Here is a 20,300-nt window from a genome sequence, read left to right on the forward strand (position 1 = left end):
TTTTGCGATCAGCTACGTGCCAGAGGCAAGAAAACCAAGGTCGCCTTCGTCGCCGGCATGCGTAAGTTGCTCACTCAGCTCAACGCCATGATGCGTGACGCCAAACACTGGAACCCCTCCAAACCATGATCTTTTGCGCTTCAAACCTTGACATTCAATACAGTTGCTTTCTTTGCGTCGACCAGAGTTGGCGCTTTAGCGCTTACTCTGGTCCCGAGCAAAGAAAGTGACTGCCGCCCCGCATAGGGGCAGAGAAAATAGACCGACGCGAAATCAGGATTCCGTAGAAACACAATCCAGCCCCCGAACCAGAAGACAAGAACGCAATGCCTCGCCCGACTCCCGATGAACTCCTCGACAAACTCCATCGAGAAGAAGAAAAACGCCACCGTGGAAGACTAAAAATCTTCTTCGGCGCCTCCGCCGGCGTAGGCAAAACCTTCGCGATGCTGCAAGCCGCGCGCCGCCGCCGCGACGAGGGCATCGACATCGTCATCGGTGTGGCAGAAACGCATGGCCGCAAGGAAACCCTCGCCCTCCTCGAAGGTCTCGAAACCCTCCCACCAGCGCGTATCGAATATAAAAACCGCCTGCTGGCAGAATTCAACCTCGACGCAGCGCTACAAAGAAAGCCCCAACTGATCCTGATCGACGAACTCGCACATTCGAACGTGCAAGGCTCGCGACACATGAAACGCTGGCAGGACGTACAAGAGCTTCTCGATGCGAACATCGACGTCTACACGACCGTCAACGTCCAGCACCTCGAAAGCCTCAACGATATCGTCGGCCGCATCACGGGCATCCGTGTCTGGGAAACCGTGCCCGACCGCGTGTTCGATCTCGCCGATGAAGTCACGCTCGTCGATCTGCCGCCCGAAGAACTGCTCGACCGTCTGCGCGAAGGCAAAGTCTATCTGCCGCAACAAGCCGAGCACGCGGTCCGCAACTTCTTTCGCAAAGGCAATCTCATCGCGCTGCGCGAACTCGCATTGCGCCGCACCGCCGACCGCGTCGATGCGCAAATGCGCGAGTACCGCGCCGATCAGTCCATCGAACGCATCTGGCGCGCGCGCGAACGGCTGATCGCGTGCATCGGGCCAGGGCCGGAAAGCGCGACGCTCGTGCGCGCGGCCGCGCGGCTCGCCGCCGCGCTCAAGGCGGACTGGCTCGCGGTCTACGTCGAAACGCCGAAGCTGCAACGACTCTCCGACGAGCACAGGCGCCGCACCCTCGACGCCCTCAAGCTCGCCTCCGAACTCGGCGCGGAAACCGTGACGCTCGATGGCGCCGATGCCGCCGCGACACTCATCGACTACGCCCACATGCGCAACGTGTCGAAGCTCGTGGCAGGCGCACGGGTGAGCGCCGGATGGCGGCGGTTCACGGGGCGGCCGGTGAGCGAGCGCATCATCCGGCAAGGCTCGGATATCGACGTGACGCTCGTATCGACCGGTGCGCGCGACGCAGACCGCCGCACGCTCGCCGAAGCCTTCGGCACGTGGCGCGACGGCGCGCACTCATCGCCGCGGGCGTATCTCTACGCGCTCGCGATCGGCGCGGGCATCACGCTCGTCGCGCAACTGCTGGCCGCGCGCCAGATCGCGATCACCAATCTCGTGATGCTCTATCTACTCGGCGTGATTTTCGCAGCGGTGCGGCTCGGGCGCGGACCGGGCGTGATGCTGTCGTTCCTGTCGGTCGCCGCGTTCGATTTCTTCTTCGTCGCGCCCGAGCTCTCGTTCTCCGTGACGGACACGCAATATCTGCTGACTTTCGTCGTGATGCTGCTGACCTCGCTCACGATCAGCCATCTCACGTCGAGCCTGCGGCGCGAGGCGCGTATCGCGTCGCAGCGCGAGCGCCGCACCGGCGCCATGTACGCGATGACGAAAGAGCTCGCCGCCGCGCTGATGACCGAGCAGATCATCGAGATCGGCACGCGGCATGTCGCGGAGATCTTTCAGGCGAAGGTCGCGATCCTGCTGCCCGACGCCGCCGAGAAAGTCCGCCAGAAAGTGGGCGAACCGAATCCGGATGTGACGCTCGACGCCGCGCGTCTCGATCTCGATATCGCGCAATGGGTCTACGACCAGCAGCGGCCCGCTGGACGTGGCACCGAAACCCTGCCGGCGAGCCAGGCGCTCTATCTGCCGCTGAAGGCGCCGATGCGCACGCGCGGTGTGCTCGCGCTTGCGACGGGGCGCGAAGCCGAGCTCGCGGTTCCCGAGCAGCGCCGCATGATCGAGACGTTCGCGTCGCAGATCGCGCTCGCGCTGGAGCGCGTGCATTACGTCGAGATCGCGCAGGACGCGCTCGTCAACATGGAATCCGAGCGGCTGCGCAATTCGCTGCTGTCGGCGATTTCGCACGATCTGCGTACGCCGCTCACGTCGATCGTCGGCTTCGCTTCGGTGCTGGAGGAACAGGCGCGGGAAGCGGGCGGCAGCCCGGAAGCATCGCAGGAACTCGTGCACGCGATTCACGAGGAAGCGCTGCGCATGAGCGGGCTCGTCATCAATCTGCTCGACATGGCGCGTCTGCAAGCAGGCGCGATACGTCTGAATCGCCAATGGTCGATGCTCGAGGAAACCGTCGGCGCGGCGCTCGCCACGTCGCGTCGCGTGCTCGCCGGACGCTCCGTGCAGGCGCGCGTGCCGGCGAACCTGCCGCTTCTGGAACTCGACGCCGTGCTGATGGAACGCCTCTTCGCCAATCTTCTGGAAAACGCCGCGAAGTACACGCCGCCCGGCACGCCAATCCGCATCGGCGCGGCGCTGGAACATGACGGCGATGCACGCTTCGTGCGCGTGTGTATCGACGATGAAGGGCCGGGTGTGCCGTCCGGCATGCAAAACCGTCTCTTCGACAAATTCACGCGCGGCGAGAAAGAATCGGCGCAGCCGGGCATCGGGCTGGGTCTCGCGATCTGCCGCGCGATCGTCGAGGCGCATGGCGGGCAGATCGGCGTCGAGAATCGCGCGGACGCGAACGGACGCATCGAAGGCGCGCGCTTCTGGTTCACGCTGCCCGCGAACGATGCGCCGCCGGAAGACGTGCCGCCCGACGAAGACATCGAATCGAAAGCAGCGGGCGATGTCTGAACTGCGGGCGTTGGTATCGGCGCTCCGGCGTCGTTTCGCGCCGCGCTTTATGATGTTCGCTCACGAAAAATCTTCGAACGATCGATGAGCCAACCGACTCTGAACGGGCGACGCGTGCAGCTTCGCCCGCTGCAACACGATGACCGCGCCGCCTTGCTCGACGCTGCCGCCGATGGCGCGCTCTGGAACCTGAGCGTGACGGTCGTGCCGAACGACGACACGATCGACCGCTACATCGACACGGCGCTCGCGGGCCGCGATGCCGGCACGGTGATGCCGTTCGTGATCGTGCGAGCGGACGATGGCCGTATCGTCGGCAGCACGCGTTACTGGAAGATCGATCGCGTGAACCGCAAGCTGGAAATCGGCCATACGTGGCTCGCAGCATCGACGCAGCGCAAGGGCATCAACACGGAAGCGAAGCTTTTGCTGCTCGCGCACGCGTTCGAGACGATGCAGTGCGTGCGCGTTCAGTTCACGACCGACGAGCTCAACGAGAAATCGCGCGCGGCGATACTCGGCATCGGCGCGAAAGAGGAAGGCATCGTGCGGCACGAGCGCATCATGCCCGATGGACGCAAGCGCAACTCGGTGCGTTTTTCGATCATCGACGACGAATGGCCCGGCGTCAAAGCGATGCTCCTTGCGAAGCTCGATCGTCGGGCGTAGCGCTCGCCTTCGATGCCTTCAATGTCTTCGCACGCGCCTTCATGAACGCGACGAAGCGATCCGTGACCGTGCTTTCGCGACCGGCTTGCCATGCGAGACCGACGCGCCATCGCGCGTGTTGATCGCGCAGGATCATCACGCGCGCATCGCGCAGCAGGTATTGCGCGCGCGACGGCAGGAACGCCGCGCCCACGCCGCCCGCCACCGATGCCAGCACGGACTGGATGTCGTCCGCTTCCTGAATCACGCGCGGCGTGAAGCCGTGCCCGGCGCACCAGCGATCGATCTGCGCGGACAGCCCCGGCCCGCGCGTGCGCGACAGCGCGATGAATCCCGGTTCGTTCAGCTCGTTCAGCTCGGCAGGCAGACGCTTGTGGCGCGTGTGCGCGGGCAAGGCGAGTGCCAGGGTTTCATCGAGCACGGTGAAGCCCGATAGCCCCGCGCCCGCGGGCATGCGCATGAATCCCACATCGAGCTTGCGCGCGAGAAGGCGGTTCGTCTGCTCCTGCGACGAAAGATCGTGCAGCGTGATGCTCACACCCGGATTGAGCGCACCGAATTCCGCGATGAGCCTGGGCACGTGCGTGAGCGTCGACAGGCACAGTCCGACGCGCAGAAATCCGCGCGCGCCGCTGGCCGCTTCGCGCGCGCGTGCCAGCACGTCGTCGGCGTCGCGTACGAGCGTTTGCGCATCGGCGATGAAGCCAGCACCGAACGCCGTCAGATCCGCGCCGTGACGGCCGCGCTCGAACAGACGCGCGCCGAGGCTCGCTTCCAGCGCGGCGATCTGCTTGCTGAGCGCGGGCTGGCTCAGATGCAATGCGTCGGCGGCGCGGCCGAAGTGACGCAGTTCCGCGATCGTGAGAAAGGCCCGTAGAAGTTTCAGTTCCATTTTCGATTCCGTGAAGTTATCGAATCGATCGAAACATTCATTTTACTTATCGATGTGCGAGCGATTCAATGAGGTTATCTACTCGTCTTCATTGGAGGCTCGCTTGGAAGCCCGCTCGGAAGCCGCATCGTTTCGCGTCGCCGTGATCGCGCATGAATTGGCCGATCGATCGCTCATCGCCGCCAGGCTCGCCGATGCCGCGCGGCACGGCGTGCAACTCGCCGTCTTTCCTCCGTCCGCTATCGAAGAAGCGCACGCCGAATCGTTCGATGACGTTGCGATGCAGTTGACCGCCGCCGTCGATGCGGCCGGCGTCGCAGCGGGCGTCGGCTGGATCGAGCGCACGGAAGACGGACGCCTCTACGACAGCTACGCGCTCTGTTTTCCGGGCGGCGGGCGCGCGCGCCATCGCAAGCTGCACGCGACGCATCGCAGATTTCACGGCGGCAGCGGGTTCACCGTGTTCGATGCGCCGTTCGGCATGCGTATCGGCATTCTGATCGGCGAGGACAACGACGTCGTCGAGAACGTGCGGATGACGGCGCTCATGGGCGCGACGCTGCTCATCGCACCGATGCGCGGCGACCGGTCGCATCGCGCGACGCTGGCCGCGCGCGCCGCCGACAACGGCATGTATATCGCTTACGCTCGTGCATCGAGCGATCAGGCGATGATCGTCGGTCCCGATGGCCGCGTGCTCGCGCGTCATGCGAGCGCGAATGACGGCCTGATCGTCGCGCAAGTGAAGCCGTCGCTGGCCGAGGCGAGCAGCGCAAGGCAAGCGCTGGCCGCGCGTCGGCCCGATCTCTACGCGCCGCTCGCGCAGCGGGGCAATGCGTATCCGCTCGTGATGGAAACCGAGCGCGCGGCGCCACGCGGCTCGTTGCCGCTGAGTTTCGCGATCGTCGGCCGAAACCGCCTGATGCGCTGAAGCGAACGCGCACGGCATTTCTGTCCCGATACAATCGGACGAATTCGGACGATTCGGACGATAAAGACCGGGACGGAGGTTTCGCACATGGATTTGATCATTCGCCGCGCGGCGCTCGTGGATTCGCGTGAACTCGTCGATATCGGCATGGAAGCCGGGCGCATTGCCGCGATCGAGCCGCGGCTCGCCGCCACCGCGCGCGAGGAAATCGATGCGAACGGCTCGCTCGTCACCGCGCCTTTCGTCGATGCGCATTTCCACATGGACGCGACGCTTTCCTACGGCCTGCCGCGCGTGAACGCGTCGGGCACGCTGCTCGAAGGCATCGCGCTCTGGGGTGAACTGAAGCCCGATCTCACGCAGGAAGCGCTCGTCGAGCGCGCGTTGCAGTATTGCGACTGGGCCGTCGCGCGCGGGCTGCTGGCGATCCGTTCTCATGTCGATGTCTGCGATCCGCGCCTGCTCGCCGTCGAAGCGCTCGTCGAAGTGAAGCGGCGCGTGAAGCCGTATCTTGATCTGCAACTCGTCGCGTTTCCGCAGGACGGCGTGTTGCGCAGCGCGGGCGCGTTCGAAAACCTGAAGCGCGCGATCGCGCTGGGCGTCGATGTCGTCGGCGGCATTCCGCACTTCGAGCGCACGATGGCGGACGGCGCGGCATCGGTGAAGCTTCTGTGCGAATACGCGGCGGAGCAGGGCTTGCGCGTGGACATGCATTGCGACGAGTCTGACGATCCGATGTCGCGTCACATCGAAACACTGGCGGCGGAGACGCATCGGCTCGGATTGCATGGACGCGTGACCGGCTCGCATCTCACATCGATGCATTCGATGGACAACTACTACGTCAGCAAGCTGATTCCGCTGATGCGCGAGGCGGGCGTGAATGCGATCGCGAATCCGCTTATCAACATCACGTTGCAGGGGCGCTCGGACACGTATCCGAAGCGGCGCGGCATGACGCGTGTGCCGGAACTGATGGCGGCGGGCATCACGGTCGCGTTCGGGCACGACTGCGTGATGGACCCGTGGTATAGCCTGGGCTCCGGCGACATGCTCGAAGTCGCGCACATGGGATTGCACGTCGCGCAGATGACCGGCGTCGATGCGATGCGTTCGTGCTTCGATGCGGTGACGAAGAATCCGGCGCAGATTCTCGGGCTGGAAGGCTATGGCATCGAAGTGGGATGCTATGCGGATTGCGTCGTGCTCGATGCGCGCGATTCGATCGAAGCGATTCGATTGCGCGCGGCGCGGACGGCTGTTGTGAGGCGAGGGAAGGTGGTGAGCCGCAGTCCGGCCGTTCGTGCGACGTTGACGCTGGAAGGAAGACCTGCGGAGGTGGATTTCAGAATCGCCCGTTGATAGCAAGACCGATATGAATTTGTAAGGCGTGCTCGCTTTTCAATGCCGTTGCGGCTTTCGGGCGGCAACGGCCATTCGGCGCGACAGCCGATTTCGTCGAGTTGCCGACTAAGGTTATTCTGCGGACGGTGCACACTCGTCATTCATTTTGTCCGATGATCGGGATACCATATCAACCGCAAATCCAGAAATCTATCTGGCACCTGCGACAATCGTGCATTACACTGATTTTCGCTACGCGACTTTAATGCGTGGCTGACCCACGAAGTCACAATTGCGCGGACTTTCGTGCACCTCTTCTGCGCGCGTCTGCCGACACCAGGCGAAAGATAACCGCTTGGTGATGCGTTTCGCCGTTATTGACCTGGCCGGCACTTCGACTTCTCGCCCCACACTCCATAACGCCCGGCCACACTGACGGCCATTCGTTCTCTCATTGCTTCCTCGTCAAACGGCGGCAGCCGGGATTCACTGCGGCCTTTTTAATTTCGTTTTTAATCGGATGCCCAAACCAGGGCAACAGGCCTCTGCGCGCCGTGATATTGAACGCCCCATTCGCTGGACAAGGAGATGACCGTGAAGATCAAGCATTCAAGCATTGCGTCGGCAACAGTCGTTGCGCTTCTTTCGCTCAGTCAAGTTGCGCTGGCCGGCGGACATTGTTCGAACGAAACGCTGAACGGACCGTATGGGTTTATCGGCCACGGAGAGATACTTGGATTGATAGGCGATGACGGTGCCGTGCATCCGTACGCCGCGCCATCGATTCTCGATGACGTCGCGCTGGTGACGTTCGACGGCAGGGGCCACTTTTCACGCACCGACTTCGGGGTCATCGGCGGTTTACCGAAAGGCGGGCAGACCACGTTCAATCCGTCCCAGATCGGCGCCTATACCGTGAACCACGATTGCACCGGCACGATGAAGATCATCTATACGGCCGGCGGGGCGGTGCCGGCAGGCGTCGAGACGGATCTGAACATCGTCGTTGCTGCCGACGGCACGCTCATCGAATCCGTTGTCTACAGAGCGGTCACCGTGGCGGGCTCGAGCAAGGACGGCAAAGTGACGTGTCCGCCGAATTGCGAGCAAGGTGTGCAGGAAAGTTTCGAGGGAAAGAAGGTCGCGGTCTTCGGCTTCCGTTAGCCGGTGTCGATCGAAACATCGAGCAGGGGCGTAAAAAACCCCGGCTCGACAGGCCGGGGTTCTTTCGCAAAACCAGCCGCGTCAATGCACCGCCTGACCCGACATCCCGTTATGCCTCAACAACGCATCGATATCCGGCTCCCGTCCGCGAAACGCCTTGAACGAATCCATCGCCGGCCGGCTGCCGCCGACTTCCAGAATCTCGCGTCGATAGCGCGTGCCCGTAGTCGCATCCAGCACCGAACCGTTGCCCGCCATGGCAGCTTCCTCGAACGCGGCGTACGCATCGGCCGAAAGCACTTCCGCCCACTTGTAGCTGTAGTAGCCCGCCGCATATCCGCCCGCGAAAATATGGCTGAACGTGTTCGGCCAGCGCGAGAACGGCGTCTGCGGAATCACATGAAACTTCTCGTTGATCTCGCGTGCGAGGTCGTTCACGTTCTGCGTCGCGTTCGCCGGATCGTAGGACGTGTGCAGCACCATGTCGAACATCGAGAAGACGATCTGACGCAGCGTGCCGAGACCGCTCTGGAAGTTCTTCGCGGCGAGCATCTTGTCGAAGAGCTCGCGCGGCAGCGGCGCGCCGGTATCGACGTGCGCGGACATGTCGGTGAGCACGTCCCACTCCCAGCAGAAGTTCTCCATGAACTGCGACGGCAACTCGACCGCATCCCACTCGACGCCGTTGATGCCCGACACGCCCAGCTCATCGACGCGCGTCAGCATGTGATGCAGCCCGTGCCCGAACTCGTGAAACAGCGTGATGACTTCATCGTGCGTGAAGCATGCGGGCTTGCCACCCACCGGCGCCGAGAAGTTGCAGGTGAGATACGCGACCGGTGTCTGCACGCCGCCCTGCGTGCGCTTGTGACGTGAACGCGCGTCGTCCATCCAGGCGCCGCCGCGCTTGCCTTCGCGCGCGTAGAGATCCAGATAGAACTGCGCGACGAGCGTGCCGTCCTTGTTCTCGACGCGGAAGAAGCGCACGTCCGGATTCCACACGGCGGCTTCGTCGCGGCGGATCGACACGTTGAAGAGCGTCTCGGTGACCTTGAACAGGCCCTTCAGCACGGCTTCCTGCGGGAAGTACTGCTTCACTTCGTTCTCGGAGAACGAATAGCGCTTCTGACGCAGCTTCTCGGCCGCATACGCGATATCCCACGGCTGCAGCTCCGGCATGCCGAGCTCGGTCGCGGCGAACGCGCGCAGTTCCATCCAGTCGTTCTCGGCGTAGGGACGCGCACGCGTCGCCAGATCTTCGAGGAAGGCAATGACTTGCGCGGGCGATTCGGCCATCTTCGGCGCGAGCGACACTTCCGCGAAATTCTGATACCCGAGCGTCTTCGCTTCTTCCTCGCGCAGCTTCAGATTCTCGACGACGTTCGCCGTGTTGTCCCACTCGGCTTTGCCGTCGCCATAAGTTGCGCCAAGCTCCGACGCGCGCGTGACGTATGCGCGGTACATCGCTTCGCGCATCGGGCGATGTTCGGCGTATTGCAGCACCGGGAAATACGACGGGAAATGCAGCGTGAACTTCCAGCCGCCCTTGCCGTCGCGCTGGGCGGCTTCGCGGGCCGCTTCGATCACGTCATCGGGCAGGCCGGCGAGGTCGCGTTCCTGGGTGACGATGTACGCGTAGGCGTTCGTCGAATCGAGCACGTGATCGGAGAACGCCTTCGCAAGCGCCGCCTGTTCTTCCTGCAGTTGCGCGAAACGCGGCTTGCGGTCTTCGGGCAATTCGGCGCCGGAAAGGCGGAAATCGCGCAACGAGTTTTCGAGGATCTTTTTGCGCTCTGCGGACAGCCCGGCGAATTCCGTCCCGGCGGCGATCGCCTTGTACTTCTCGTAGAGCGCAAGATTCTGGCCGACGCTCGCGGAAAATTCGGTGACGCGTGGCAGATTCTCGGCGTGGGCGGCGCGCAGCTCCGGGGTATCGGCGACGGCGTTCAAATGGCCGATGACGCCCCACGCGCGCGACAGCTTCTCGGATTCCTCCTCGAGCGCCTCGACGACGTCCTTCCATGTCGCGGGCGTGTCGGGCGCGGCCGCGCGGTCGACGGCGGCTTTCGCATTGGCGAGCAGCACATCGAGCGCCGGCGTGACGTGCGCGGGCTGGATTTCGCCGAAGCGCGGGAGATCGGAAAAATCGAGCAGCGGATTGGCCGCTGCCGCATCGGACGTGATGGCTGACGTGGTATCGCTCATGGCTCTCCCGTTCTGGTGTTGGGTGAAGCCCGGGCGGGACAGTAGAACAAACTGAACAAATGCCCCGCGCCGGCTCGTTCCGAGATTATTGGGGCGGGCGGGGCAAATTCCAATCGATTGTTTTTAAGGGGCCGATTAACGTCGATCAACGCCCCGCGCCGACATCAGGCTTGCGCCGCGCGCTCGGCCGCTTCGATCGTGTTGACGAGCAGCATCGTGATGGTCATCGGGCCTACGCCGCCCGGCACCGGCGTGATGTAGCCGGCCACTTCCTTCACCGCGGCGAAATCGACGTCGCCGCACAGCTTGCCTTCGTCGTTGCGGTTCATGCCGACGTCGATCACCGTCGCGCCGGGCTTCACCATGTCGGCGGTGACGATGTTGCGGCGCCCGACCGCCGCGACGATCACATCGGCGTCGCGCGTGTGGCGAGCGATATCGCGCGTCTTGCTATGGCAGATCGTGACGGTCGCGCCGGCTTCGAGCAGCAGGAGCGCCATCGGCTTGCCGACGATGTTCGAGCGGCCGATCACCACCGCGTTCGCGCCTTTCAGATCGATCTTGTGCGCCTGGAACATCTTCATCACGCCGTAGGGCGTGCATGGACGAAAGAGCGGCTTGCCGGTCAAGAGCGCGCCCGCATTGGCGACGTGAAAGCCGTCGACGTCCTTTTCGGGCGCGATCGCTTCGATGACCTTGTGGCTGTCGACGTGCGCGGGAAGCGGCAGTTGCACGAGAATGCCGTGGATCGACGGATCGGCGTTGAGCTTCGCGATGTGCGCGAGCAGCTCGCCTTGCGTGAGCGTCGCGGGGAAGCGGTCCATCACCGAATGCAGGCCGTTGTCGTGGCACGCCTTCACCTTGTTGCGCACGTAGACTTCGCTCGCCGGGTTGTCACCGACGAGCACGACGGCAAGGCCCGGCTTGTGGCCACGAGCGGTGAGGGCGGCGGCGCGCGTGGCGACATCGGCGCGAAGAGTCTTGGAAAGGGCGTTGCCGTCGATGAGTTGGGCGGTCATGGCGAATCGGATCGAGGATGGGCGAGGGCGCGAGGGCGTGAGAGGGCTCATGACCGGCGCCGTGCCCGCTGCTCTCTCCGGCTGCGGTGCGCGGCGCTCGCGCAAGTTGCTGGGCGCGCTTTCGGCGAACGCGCCCTTGGGAAAGGGCGAAATTATACCGCCGGGGGCTTTCCCGCGTTTTAAGTCGCCATTGCCGCCGATCCGTCGATGCCGCCGATATTTATGGCGAGACCGCCTTCCAGGACGAATCGGGGTCGAACGACTTGATCGCGGCCGAGCGCTGGATCGACGCGGGACCGAGGTCCTTCTCGTAAATCTGCCCGTCCTGATTGACGATGAACGTCATCACGCCCGTCTGGCCGTAGTGCGCGGGCGTCGCGATCAGACCGAAACCCTGCTTGATCTGGCCGCCCTGCATGTAGTTCTTCGCGCCGCCTTGCGCGTGCGAGCCCTGCGCCGTCAGGATGCGGTAGTGATAGCCGTAATAGCCGTCGGCGGCGCTCGGTTTGTTGGGCATCGTCGCAGCGAGCGGGCCGAGCGGGCTTTCGGGCTCGCCGGGCGCCGTGTGCCAGTAGAGGCCGTCGCGCTTGCCGGCCGTGCTGACGAAGCGGTCGGCGTAGTGTTCCGTCGTCTTCTGATAGTCGTTTTGCGCGGCGACGTACGCGAGCACGACCTGCATCGCCGACAGCTCGTTGCGGCCGATGCGCCGCGTGGCCATCTCGTCGCGCGCGGCGGGCATGTCGAAGCGCCAGCCCTTCGCGACCTTCACGAGCGGAATCGGCAGCGTCCAGCCGCTCGTGCCTGCCTCGATATGCGCGGCCGGGCGCCCGTCCAGCGGCTTCTCATCCTCGACGATGCGATGCTGCTGCGCCCACGCGCCGAGATAGGCATAGATGTCCTGCTCGCCGATGGTGCCTTCGGGCACGTAACGCCGATGGTCCTTGCCGAGCACTTTGGCGAGCGCGGTTTCGTCGTTGGTGGCGATGGCGTCGGTGAGCGCCTGCGCCGCGGCTTCCGCGGTCGGATAGACGGTCTGCGCTTTGACTGCCGATGTGCCGAGCACAAGCGACACGGCGATGCAGGCGCGCAGCAACGGCTTTTTGTATGAGGCGAATGTTTGGGTAGCGGTCATCTCGGGCTCCTCAATCTGGCGTTCGCCGCGTGCGCGGCGCCTGGGCGTCGGGTCGATCATCAACGGCGATGAAAGCCTCCGCCTCCACCTCCACCTCGATGGAACCCGCCGCCCCCACCGCCGCCGCCGCCGCGCTCGAATCCGCCGCCGCCCCCACCGCCGCCTCCACCCCCGCCGAATCCGCCACCGCCCGCGCCGGCCTGACGCTGCGTGCCGCCGCCGCCCCCGCCGACACGGTTGTGCGACTGATTGGCGAACGATTCGCGGCTCGCCTGTCCGCGCTGCATGTCCTGCCGCGCGCCGTTGCCGTCGCCCGCGCCGCGCAGCGCGTTGTCGCGGTTCACATTCTGCGAGCTCTGCCGCAGGTTGCTCGTGTCGCGCGCGTTCGGCCCGCCGCCTTGCCGGATGCTCTGCGCCCGCTGGCTCGCCGATTCGTTGAGGTTCTGCCCGGTGCGCTGCTGCAGCGTCTGCGCGGCCTGCGAGCGCGCGTCCTCGCGGCCGCGATACTGGTTGGCGTTCGCGCCGCGATTGGCGTTGTTGAGCGTGTTCTGCCGGTTCGCGGCGACATTGGTCCGGTTGAACTGCGGATCGTTGCGGTTCCAGCGCACGTTGTTGCTGTTCGCGTTGATGCGGTTGTTCGTGTTGATGTTGTTGTAGCGGTTCACGTTGACATTCACGTCGCCGTGGCCCCAGTTGCAGTTGCCCCACAGCGAATTCACGACCGCGACGCCCGCGCCGAACGCGAGGCCGGACATGAATCCCGTCGCGATCGCGTAGCCGGGCGGCGGCGGCACATAGACCGGCGGATACGCGGGATACGGCCACGTGCCGTAGACGACCGTCGGGTTGTACGTCGGCACATAGACGACCTGCGGATTGGCCGGCTCGATCTGGATCACCGTCGTGCTGGTGGTCGTGCTGCCGGGCGGCGGCGGCGCCGTCGTGACTTTCTGCTGCTCGGTCGTCTTGAGATTGCCCGCCTTTTGCGCCGCACTCCGCAGACGTTGCACCGAGTCCATCACGTCGCTGGGCTGCGCGATGAACGCGTTGCCGAGCTGCGTCACCCAGTCGATCTTGGAGGCCATCGTTGCGAGCGCCTGCGGGAACGCGACGAGCGATTGCACGCTCGGGTCCCAGGGCTCGGACTGCACGGCTTTCACCGCGTCGTCGCCCTTGACGTTCGGATTCGCCTTCGACCACGCCTCCGCGTCGGTGACTTGCGACGGATACGTCGACGCCATCAGTACCTGCGCGAGCAGCGCGTCGGGATAGAGCGCGACGGGCGCTGTGAGCGCGTCGAGCTGCTGGTTCGTGAGCTTCTGCGCAGCCGGCGCTTCGGTCTGCGCGTATGCGTCTCCCGAATGCGTCGTGAGAAGCGGCATTGCGGCGAGCGCGGCGGCGAGCATGATCGCTCTCACCGTGCCGATACGCGAATCAATGACACGAATTCGTTTCGACATCGAGTCCCCCCGTGCAAGACGTTGCATTGCCGTAGCCCGTTGCGCGTGCCGGATTGAAGCGAAGGAATCAGGCCGTGGAAGCGGCGTGATTCAGCCAATATCACTTTTCAGTTCGGCAGACAACGGGGCTTCGGAGGGAGGCAAGAGACACGTTCGCGCGAGCGCGCGCCGTGAGAGGTGCGGCCGGCGCGAGAAGACGCCGGCCGCTGAGAGAGATGGACCGTTACTGTTGCGGCTTGTTCGACAGCGCGAGGCGCAGCAGATCGGCAACGGTATTCACGGAGAGCTTCTCCATGATGTTCGCGCGATGCGCTTCCACGGTCTTGATGCTGATGCCGAGATCGTCGGCGATCTGCTTGTTCAGGCGCCCCGCGATGATGCGCTCGAGCACCTGATGCTCGCGCGCCGTCAGCTTGCCCAGGCGCTCGGCGGCGGCGCGCTGCTGCTGCACGCTCGTGCTCTCGCTGCGCGCCTTTTCCAGCATGCGCTCCACGAGCTTGCGCAGTTCCGCTTCGTCGAAAGGCTTTTCGATGAAGTCCATCGCGCCTTTTTTCATGGTCGAGACGGCCATCGGCACGTCGCCATGACCCGTCACGAAGATGATCGGCAGCAGCGAATTCTCGGCGATGAGTTTCTCCTGCAACTCGAGACCCGTCATGCCGGCCATGCGCACGTCGAGAATCAGGCAGGAGATCGCGCCGGAATGGGAAATCGGCAAATAGACGTCGAGGAACGATTCCGCGCTGGAGAAACATTGAACGCGATAGCCGTTTGCTTCGAGCAGCCAGCGCAAGGAATCACGCACGGCTTCGTCATCGTCGACGACGAAGACGGTTTCCTGAGTGGTGACTGTGCTCATAGTTCTCCCGTAACTGTTTGTTGTCTCGTATGTTCGTCCTGCGCATCCGTGCCGCCCGTGCCCGATGATCCTTCCACTTCGCCGATCGGCAGGCTGCAGTGGAAAGTCGCGCCGGTCACGTGGCCGTCCGCTTCGACGTTGTTGACCACCCAAAGGCGTCCGCGATGCGACTCGATGATCGAGCGGCAGATGTTCAGGCCCATGCCCATGCCGTCCGATTTGGTGCTGTAGAACGGCTCGAACAGGCGCTCGGCGGTTGCTTCGTCGACGCCCGGACCCTGATCGACCACGCTGATGCACACGACGCCGCCGTCCATGCGCATCACGACGACGCGTATCACGGGATCGACGGCGTTCGGTTTCGCATCATGCATTGCTTCCGCGGCGTTTTTCAACAGGTTGACCAACACTTGTTCGATCAAAACCGGATCGACGTAGATCACCGGCATGCGCGAGCGGATTTCCGTGACGATGCGGATCTTGCGTTTGCGCGCCTCGATCTCCGCGAGACCGACCGCGTCCGCGACGATATCCGCGACGCGCGCGGCCTGGCGCTTGGGCTCGCTGCGCTTCACGAATTCGCGGATGCGCTTGATGATCATGCCCGCGCGCACAGCCTGCTGCGCGGTCTTTTCGAGCACGGGAAGGAGCGTTTCCTGCGTCATGCGGCCGGATTTGACCAGCGCGACGCAGCCCGAGCAGTAGTTGTTGATCGCGGCGAGCGGCTGGTTCAGCTCGTGCGCGAGCGACGAGGCCATTTCGCCCATTGTCATCAGGCGGCTCGTGAACTGCAGCTTTTCTTCCTGCTGATGCGCGAGTTCCTGCGCCTGCTTGCGCTGCGTGATGTCGGTCGCGATCTGCATCTGCGCGAGATGGCCGTCGACCCACTGGATGTACTGGCGGCGCACTTCAAACCACTTCTGGATGCCGTCGACATACACTTCCTGCGCGTCCGCCGAGCTCTCGGTGAGCGCGGTTGCGGGCAGGCCGGCGTAAGTATCGACCATGTCGATGGTGTCGGACGAGCTTTGCGAGCTACCGTCGAATGCGGCGCCCGCGAGCTCCAGATGGCCGTCCGGACGGATGCCGAACAGATGCCGGTAATAGCGGTTCGCGAAGAGCAGCTCAGCTTCGTCGGCGGCGAGCACGGACACGGCTGCGTCGAGGCTTTCGAGCACGGTCGTGAAGCGCTCGTGCGCGGCGGCGAGTTCCTCGCGCGCGCGCTTCGGCTCGGTGATGTCCGTCATCGACGACATCCAGCCGGTCTGACGCCCCGAACTGTCGATCAGCGGCGAGACGTACAGGCGCGCATGGAAGAACGAGCCGTCCTTGCGGCGCACGCGCAGCTCGAAGCCGGAAGAGGGCGCCTTGCCGCGCAAGGTCATGTCGAGCTGGCGCTGCATCTCGGGATACGCGTCGCGCGGCCAGTACGGGAACGGCGCATTCTTGCCGACGAGATCGCTCTCGTCCCAGCCGGTCATGCGGCAGAACGCCGGATTCACGTGCGTGATGCGGCCGTGCATGTCGAGCACGCGCATGCCGATCAGCACGGAGTTTTCCATCGCGCGGCGAAAGAACGCTTCAGCGTAGAGCGCCTGCTGCGCCTCGAAGCGCTGGCGCGTGTGCTTCCACAGGCTCCACAAGCTCCACAGCACGAAACACGACAAACCCGCGACGAGCCACACCAGCGTGTTGTTGGTGAAGTTCGTGAGCTGCGGATACGAATACACGCGCACCGACAGCCCTTGCCCCGGCGGGTCGAGCGGCAGGTCGTAGAACATGTCGCGCGGCAGACGCGGACGGCTCGACGTGGTCGCGAGCTCGCGGTTGTTCAGATCGGTGATGGAGATTTTGTACTTCGCCGACAGTTCGCTCGGAATGTCGTGCTTGAGGATGCCTTCGATCGAGAACACCGCCGCGATCGAGCCGAGAAACTCGCGATCGCGGAAGACGGGCGTCTGGAGGGTGATATAGCCGTTGCCGAGATCGTCGTAGAGCAGCGGCGAGTAGACTTGGCGGCGGCTGGTGCGCGCTTCGTCGAAGGCGGCCTGCACGGCCTCATCCATCTGCGTTTCGTTGGGTTTGGCGAGGCGCGATCCGAGCACGGGCAACGGCGTATTGGGCCAGCGCGGCTTATGCTCGCTCGTGTACCAGTTCATGTAGAGGATCTCGGGATGCCCCTGCATGATGTCCGTGGACGAGGTCTGGAAGTTTTGCGGGTCGCCGTGACCGGTCGCAATGTCGCGCGCGAGCGCCTGAATCTGTTCTTGTGCGCCCGTCATCGACAGGCGTATTTGTTGCTGCGCCCACGCGACATTGCGATACAGCGTGTCTTCCTGCTGCTGTTGCTCGCGCCGGTTCAGACTCCACAGGATGAGACTCATCACCACCAGAAATACGAGGATGGAAATGAGCGGCGTGAGTAAATAGGAGTTCGACCACCACGGTCCGTGGTGCCAGCGAGAGGGCGAGGCGTCGGTCGGCTTGCGCGCGGACCTCGCCGAGCGTTTGATCAGCCGTTCGGTCAACATGGAAGCGATTGTAACGCACCACCTGATTGTTAAATGGCGTAAAAAGACGGTTGGGCAGGCTCGACTGCGGGAAAAGGAGGAGAAACATCTGAAGAAAAAAGTCTTATCGGACGGTGCGTTGCAGCAATTTTTCGTATGGTGAGATGAACTCTCATGATTTGAAAAATTCCTTGCGTCATGATCGCGACCCTCTTTAGAATTGCCGGCACGCGGCCAGTGCCCGCCTTTTTGCGGGCGTGCGCCGGCGGTTTTCAGAGAGTGTTCCTCACATCAGGAGACGAGCATGTCCGCTGTACCCGACGAAGTTCTCAAATATGTCGCCAACGCCAAGGACGACGATCCTCAGGAAACCGCCGAGTGGCTCGACGCGCTCGACGGCGTGATTTCCGCGGTCGGTCCTGATCGCGCGCACTACCTGATCGAGAAACAGATCGAATTTGCTCGCGTGCACGGCGAGCATCTGCCGTTTTCGGCGAACACGCCGTACATCAACACGATCCCCGTCGCGTCGCAGTCCAAGATTCCTGGCGATCAGGACATCGAACACCGTATCCGCTCGTACACCCGCTGGAACGCCATCGCAATGGTCCTGCGCGCGGGCAAGGACACGAACGTCGGCGGGCATATCGCTTCGTTCGCGTCGGCCGCGACGCTCTATGACGTCGGTTTCAACCACTTCTGGCACGCGCCGTCGAAAGAGCACGGCGGCGACCTCGTGTTCGTGCAGGGCCACTCGTCGCCGGGCGTGTACTCGCGCGCGTTCCTGCTCGGCCGTCTGAACGAAAAGCAACTGAACAACTTCCGCCAGGAAGTGGGCGGCGAGGGCATCTCGTCGTATCCGCATCCGTGGCTGATGCCGGATTTCTGGCAATTCCCGACCGTCTCGATGGGCCTCGGCCCGATCATGGCCATCTATCAGGCGCGCTTCATGAAGTACATGCAGGCGCGCGGCATGGCCAAGACCGAAGGCCGCAAGGTCTGGGCGTTCCTCGGCGACGGCGAGACGGACGAGCCGGAATCGCTCGGCGCGATCGGCATGGCCGGCCGCGAGCGTCTGGACAACCTCGTCTTCGTCATCAACTGCAACCTGCAGCGTCTGGACGGGCCGGTGCGCGGCAACGGCAAGATCATCCAGGAACTGGAAAGCGAGTTCCGCGGCGCGGGCTGGAACGTCATCAAGGTCATCTGGGGCAGCCGCTGGGATGCGCTCTTCGCACGCGACAAGACCGGCGCGCTGATGCGCCGCATGATGGACGTCGTCGATGGCGAGTACCAGACCTACAAGTCGGAGTCGGGCGCGTTCGTGCGCGAGCACTTCTTCAACACGCCGGAACTGAAGGCGCTGGTCGCCGACTGGTCCGACGAGGACATCTGGAACCTGAACCGCGGCGGCCACGATCCGCACAAGATCTACGCGGCCTTCGACGCAGCCACTCGCACGAAGGGCGCGCCGACCGTCATCCTCGCCAAGACCATCAAGGGCTATGGCATGGGCGAGCACGGTCAGGCGATGAACATCACGCACCAGCAGAAGAAGCTGCCGATCGACACGCTGAAGAAATTCCGCGACCAGTTCCGTCTGCCGCTCAGCGACGAGCAGATCGCCGATGTACCGTATCTGACGTTCGAAGAAGGCTCGAAGGAACTCGAGTACATGCGCCAGAAGCGCATGGACCTGGGCGGCTATCTGCCGGCGCGCCGCGAAAAGGCGGAATCGCTGCCGGTGCCGGCGCTCGCCGCGTTCGAGCCGCTGCTGAAGGGCACGGGCGAAGGCCGCGAGATCTCCACGACGATGGCCTTCGTGCGGATTCTCAACATCCTCCTGAAGGACAAGGCGCTCGGCAAGCGCGTCGTGCCGATCGTCCCGGACGAGTCGCGCACCTTCGGCATGGAAGGTCTGTTCCGCCAGATCGGCATCTGGAATCAGGACGGCCAGAAGTACATTCCGGAAGACTCCGACCAGCTGATGTTCTACAAGGAATCGGAGACGGGTCAGATTCTGCAGGAAGGCATCAACGAAGCGGGTGGCATGTGTGACTGGATCGCGGCCGCGACGTCGTATTCGACGCACGGCGAGATCATGATCCCGTTCTACATCTTCTACTCGATGTTCGGCTTCCAGCGTATCGGCGATCTGGCATGGGCCGCGGGCGACATGCGCTCGCGCGGCTTCCTGCTCGGCGGCACCGCGGGCCGCACGACGCTCAACGGCGAAGGCCTGCAGCACGAAGACGGCCATTCGCTGCTGTGGGCGGCATCGGTCCCGAACTGCGTGAGCTACGACCCGACGTTCGGCTACGAACTCGCCGTCATCATGCAGGATGGCCTGCGTCGCATGGTCGCGGATCAGGAAGACGTGTACTACTACATCACCGTGATGAACGAGAACTACGAGCATCCGGCGATCCCACAGGGCGATGCCGTGGCTTCCGACATCATCAAGGGCATGTACGCGTTCAAGAAGTCCGATGCTCCGGCGAAGGCGCACGTCCAGCTGATGGGCGCGGGCACGATCTTCAACGAGGTCATCGCCGCCGCCGCGCTGCTGAAGGACGACTGGGGCGTCAGCTCCGATCTCTGGAGCGTGCCGAGCTTCACCGAACTGGCGCGCGAAGGCCAGGCCGTCGAGCGTTACAACCTGCTGCATCCGACGGAAGAGAAGAAGGTCGCGCACGTCACGAAGCTGCTCACGGGCGCGAAGGGTCCGGTGATCGCATCGACGGATTACATCCGCGCGCTGACCGATCAGATCCGCGCGTTCGTGCCGCAGAAGTTCGTGGTGCTCGGCACCGACGGCTACGGCCGCTCGGATACGCGCGAAGCGCTGCGCCACTTCTTCGAAGTCGACCGCTACTGGGTCACGCTGGCCGCGCTGAACGCGCTGGCCGACGAAGGCACGATCGAGCGCAAGGTCGTCGCTGAGGCGATCAAGAAGTACAACCTCGACCCGTCCAAACCCAACCCGATGACCGTCTAAAGGCATCGCCCCC

Annotated in this window: 14 protein-coding genes and 1 pseudogene; 8 read left to right on the forward strand and 7 right to left on the reverse strand. The window is 63.8% G+C overall.

The features are described from left to right. The 3 genes and pseudogenes from AWB74_RS49030 to AWB74_RS23795 all read left to right on the forward strand — a co-directional run. A pseudogene (locus AWB74_RS49030) lies at positions 1–129 on the forward strand (IS110 family transposase); the annotation flags it as partial. Between the two features lie 197 nt (positions 130–326). Next, the gene (locus tag AWB74_RS23790) at positions 327–3,104 is read left to right on the forward strand and encodes a sensor histidine kinase (protein WP_061149170.1); all 2,778 of its coding nucleotides are present in this window, start codon (positions 327–329) and stop codon (positions 3,102–3,104) included. An 84-nt stretch (positions 3,105–3,188) separates the two neighbouring features. Beyond that, positions 3,189–3,773 (forward strand): GNAT family N-acetyltransferase, encoded by a 585-nt coding sequence (locus AWB74_RS23795; protein ID WP_061149171.1) that lies wholly within the window; start codon positions 3,189–3,191, stop codon positions 3,771–3,773. On the opposite strand, the gene AWB74_RS23800 is transcribed toward AWB74_RS23795, so the two are convergent. After that, on the reverse strand, positions 3,733–4,665 hold the full coding sequence (locus tag AWB74_RS23800; RefSeq protein ID WP_061149172.1) for a LysR family transcriptional regulator: 933 nt from the start codon (positions 4,663–4,665) through the stop codon (positions 3,733–3,735). The genes AWB74_RS23795 and AWB74_RS23800 overlap by 41 nt on opposite strands. Positions 4,666–4,768: 103 nt before the next feature. Here AWB74_RS23800 and AWB74_RS23805 point away from each other — a divergent pair, with 103 nt between their 5' ends. The 3 genes from AWB74_RS23805 (at position 4,769) to AWB74_RS23815 (ending at position 8,104) form a co-directional block, all read left to right on the forward strand. Further along, positions 4,769–5,596 carry a nitrilase-related carbon-nitrogen hydrolase gene (locus AWB74_RS23805; protein ID WP_061149173.1) on the forward strand — a complete coding sequence of 276 codons (828 nt, stop codon included), beginning with the start codon at positions 4,769–4,771 and terminating at the stop codon, positions 5,594–5,596. 87 nt (positions 5,597–5,683) lie between these two features. Further along, entirely contained in the window at positions 5,684–6,958 is a 1,275-nt protein-coding gene (locus AWB74_RS23810) for an amidohydrolase family protein (protein WP_061149174.1), read from the forward strand. A 576-nt stretch (positions 6,959–7,534) separates the two neighbouring features. Continuing rightward, positions 7,535–8,104, forward strand: coding sequence for a hypothetical protein (locus AWB74_RS23815; RefSeq protein ID WP_061149252.1), 570 nt, complete (start codon positions 7,535–7,537; stop codon positions 8,102–8,104). Positions 8,105–8,185: 81 nt separating this feature from the next. Here the strand turns inward: AWB74_RS23815 and AWB74_RS23820 are convergent, their stop codons facing one another. The 6 genes from AWB74_RS23820 to fixL all read right to left on the reverse strand — a co-directional run bounded on the left by AWB74_RS23820 (position 8,186) and on the right by fixL (position 17,310). After that, positions 8,186–10,309, reverse strand: coding sequence for a M3 family metallopeptidase (locus AWB74_RS23820; RefSeq protein WP_061149175.1), 2,124 nt, complete (start codon positions 10,307–10,309; stop codon positions 8,186–8,188). Between the two features lie 164 nt (positions 10,310–10,473). Beyond that, positions 10,474–11,328, reverse strand: coding sequence for a bifunctional methylenetetrahydrofolate dehydrogenase/methenyltetrahydrofolate cyclohydrolase FolD (gene folD, locus AWB74_RS23825; RefSeq protein WP_061149176.1), 855 nt, complete (start codon positions 11,326–11,328; stop codon positions 10,474–10,476). 220 nt (positions 11,329–11,548) lie between these two features. Continuing rightward, positions 11,549–12,460: a DUF2950 domain-containing protein gene (locus AWB74_RS23830; RefSeq protein ID WP_235024665.1), complete on the reverse strand. Its 912-nt coding sequence runs from the start codon at positions 12,458–12,460 to the stop codon at positions 11,549–11,551. A 59-nt stretch (positions 12,461–12,519) separates the two neighbouring features. Next, positions 12,520–13,920, reverse strand: coding sequence for a DUF3300 domain-containing protein (locus AWB74_RS23835; RefSeq protein ID WP_407642462.1), 1,401 nt, complete (start codon positions 13,918–13,920; stop codon positions 12,520–12,522). A gap of 223 nt (positions 13,921–14,143) precedes the next feature. Beyond that, positions 14,144–14,779: an oxygen response regulator transcription factor FixJ gene (gene fixJ / locus AWB74_RS23840; RefSeq protein ID WP_014190971.1), complete on the reverse strand. Its 636-nt coding sequence runs from the start codon at positions 14,777–14,779 to the stop codon at positions 14,144–14,146. Then, positions 14,776–17,310: an oxygen sensor histidine kinase FixL gene (fixL, locus tag AWB74_RS23845; RefSeq protein ID WP_061149179.1), complete on the reverse strand. Its 2,535-nt coding sequence runs from the start codon at positions 17,308–17,310 to the stop codon at positions 14,776–14,778. Before fixL ends, fixJ begins: the two co-directional genes overlap by 4 nt. Between fixL and AWB74_RS46480 the strand changes: the two genes are divergently transcribed. Then, positions 17,309–17,452, forward strand: a complete 144-nt coding sequence (locus tag AWB74_RS46480; RefSeq protein ID WP_160110311.1) for a hypothetical protein — start codon at positions 17,309–17,311, stop codon at positions 17,450–17,452. The genes fixL and AWB74_RS46480 overlap by 2 nt on opposite strands. Before the next feature lie 141 nt (positions 17,453–17,593). Next, positions 17,594–20,287: a pyruvate dehydrogenase (acetyl-transferring), homodimeric type gene (aceE, locus tag AWB74_RS23850; RefSeq protein WP_061149180.1), complete on the forward strand. Its 2,694-nt coding sequence runs from the start codon at positions 17,594–17,596 to the stop codon at positions 20,285–20,287. The last annotated feature ends 13 nt before the right edge of the window (positions 20,288–20,300 follow it).

Source organism: Caballeronia arvi (assembly GCF_001544695.2).
Classification (GTDB): Bacteria; Pseudomonadota; Gammaproteobacteria; order Burkholderiales; family Burkholderiaceae; genus Caballeronia; species Caballeronia arvi.

Coding starts and splice junctions, on each gene's coding strand:
- AWB74_RS23790 (WP_061149170.1), top strand. CDS start 327: ATGCCTCGCCCGACTCCCGATGAACTCCTCGACAAACTCCATCGAGAA.
- AWB74_RS23795 (WP_061149171.1), top strand. CDS start 3,189: ATGAGCCAACCGACTCTGAACGGGCGACGCGTGCAGCTTCGCCCGCTG.
- AWB74_RS23800 (WP_061149172.1), bottom strand. CDS start 4,665: ATGGAACTGAAACTTCTACGGGCCTTTCTCACGATCGCGGAACTGCGT.
- AWB74_RS23810 (WP_061149174.1), top strand. CDS start 5,684: ATGGATTTGATCATTCGCCGCGCGGCGCTCGTGGATTCGCGTGAACTC.
- AWB74_RS23820 (WP_061149175.1), bottom strand. CDS start 10,309: ATGAGCGATACCACGTCAGCCATCACGTCCGATGCGGCAGCGGCCAAT.
- folD (WP_061149176.1), bottom strand. CDS start 11,328: ATGACCGCCCAACTCATCGACGGCAACGCCCTTTCCAAGACTCTTCGC.
- AWB74_RS23830 (WP_235024665.1), bottom strand. CDS start 12,460: ATGACCGCTACCCAAACATTCGCCTCATACAAAAAGCCGTTGCTGCGC.
- AWB74_RS23835 (WP_407642462.1), bottom strand. CDS start 13,920: ATGTCGAAACGAATTCGTGTCATTGATTCGCGTATCGGCACGGTGAGA.
- fixJ (WP_014190971.1), bottom strand. CDS start 14,779: ATGAGCACAGTCACCACTCAGGAAACCGTCTTCGTCGTCGACGATGAC.
- AWB74_RS46480 (WP_160110311.1), top strand. CDS start 17,309: ATGGAAGCGATTGTAACGCACCACCTGATTGTTAAATGGCGTAAAAAG.
- fixL (WP_061149179.1), bottom strand. CDS start 17,310: ATGTTGACCGAACGGCTGATCAAACGCTCGGCGAGGTCCGCGCGCAAG.
- aceE (WP_061149180.1), top strand. CDS start 17,594: ATGTCCGCTGTACCCGACGAAGTTCTCAAATATGTCGCCAACGCCAAG.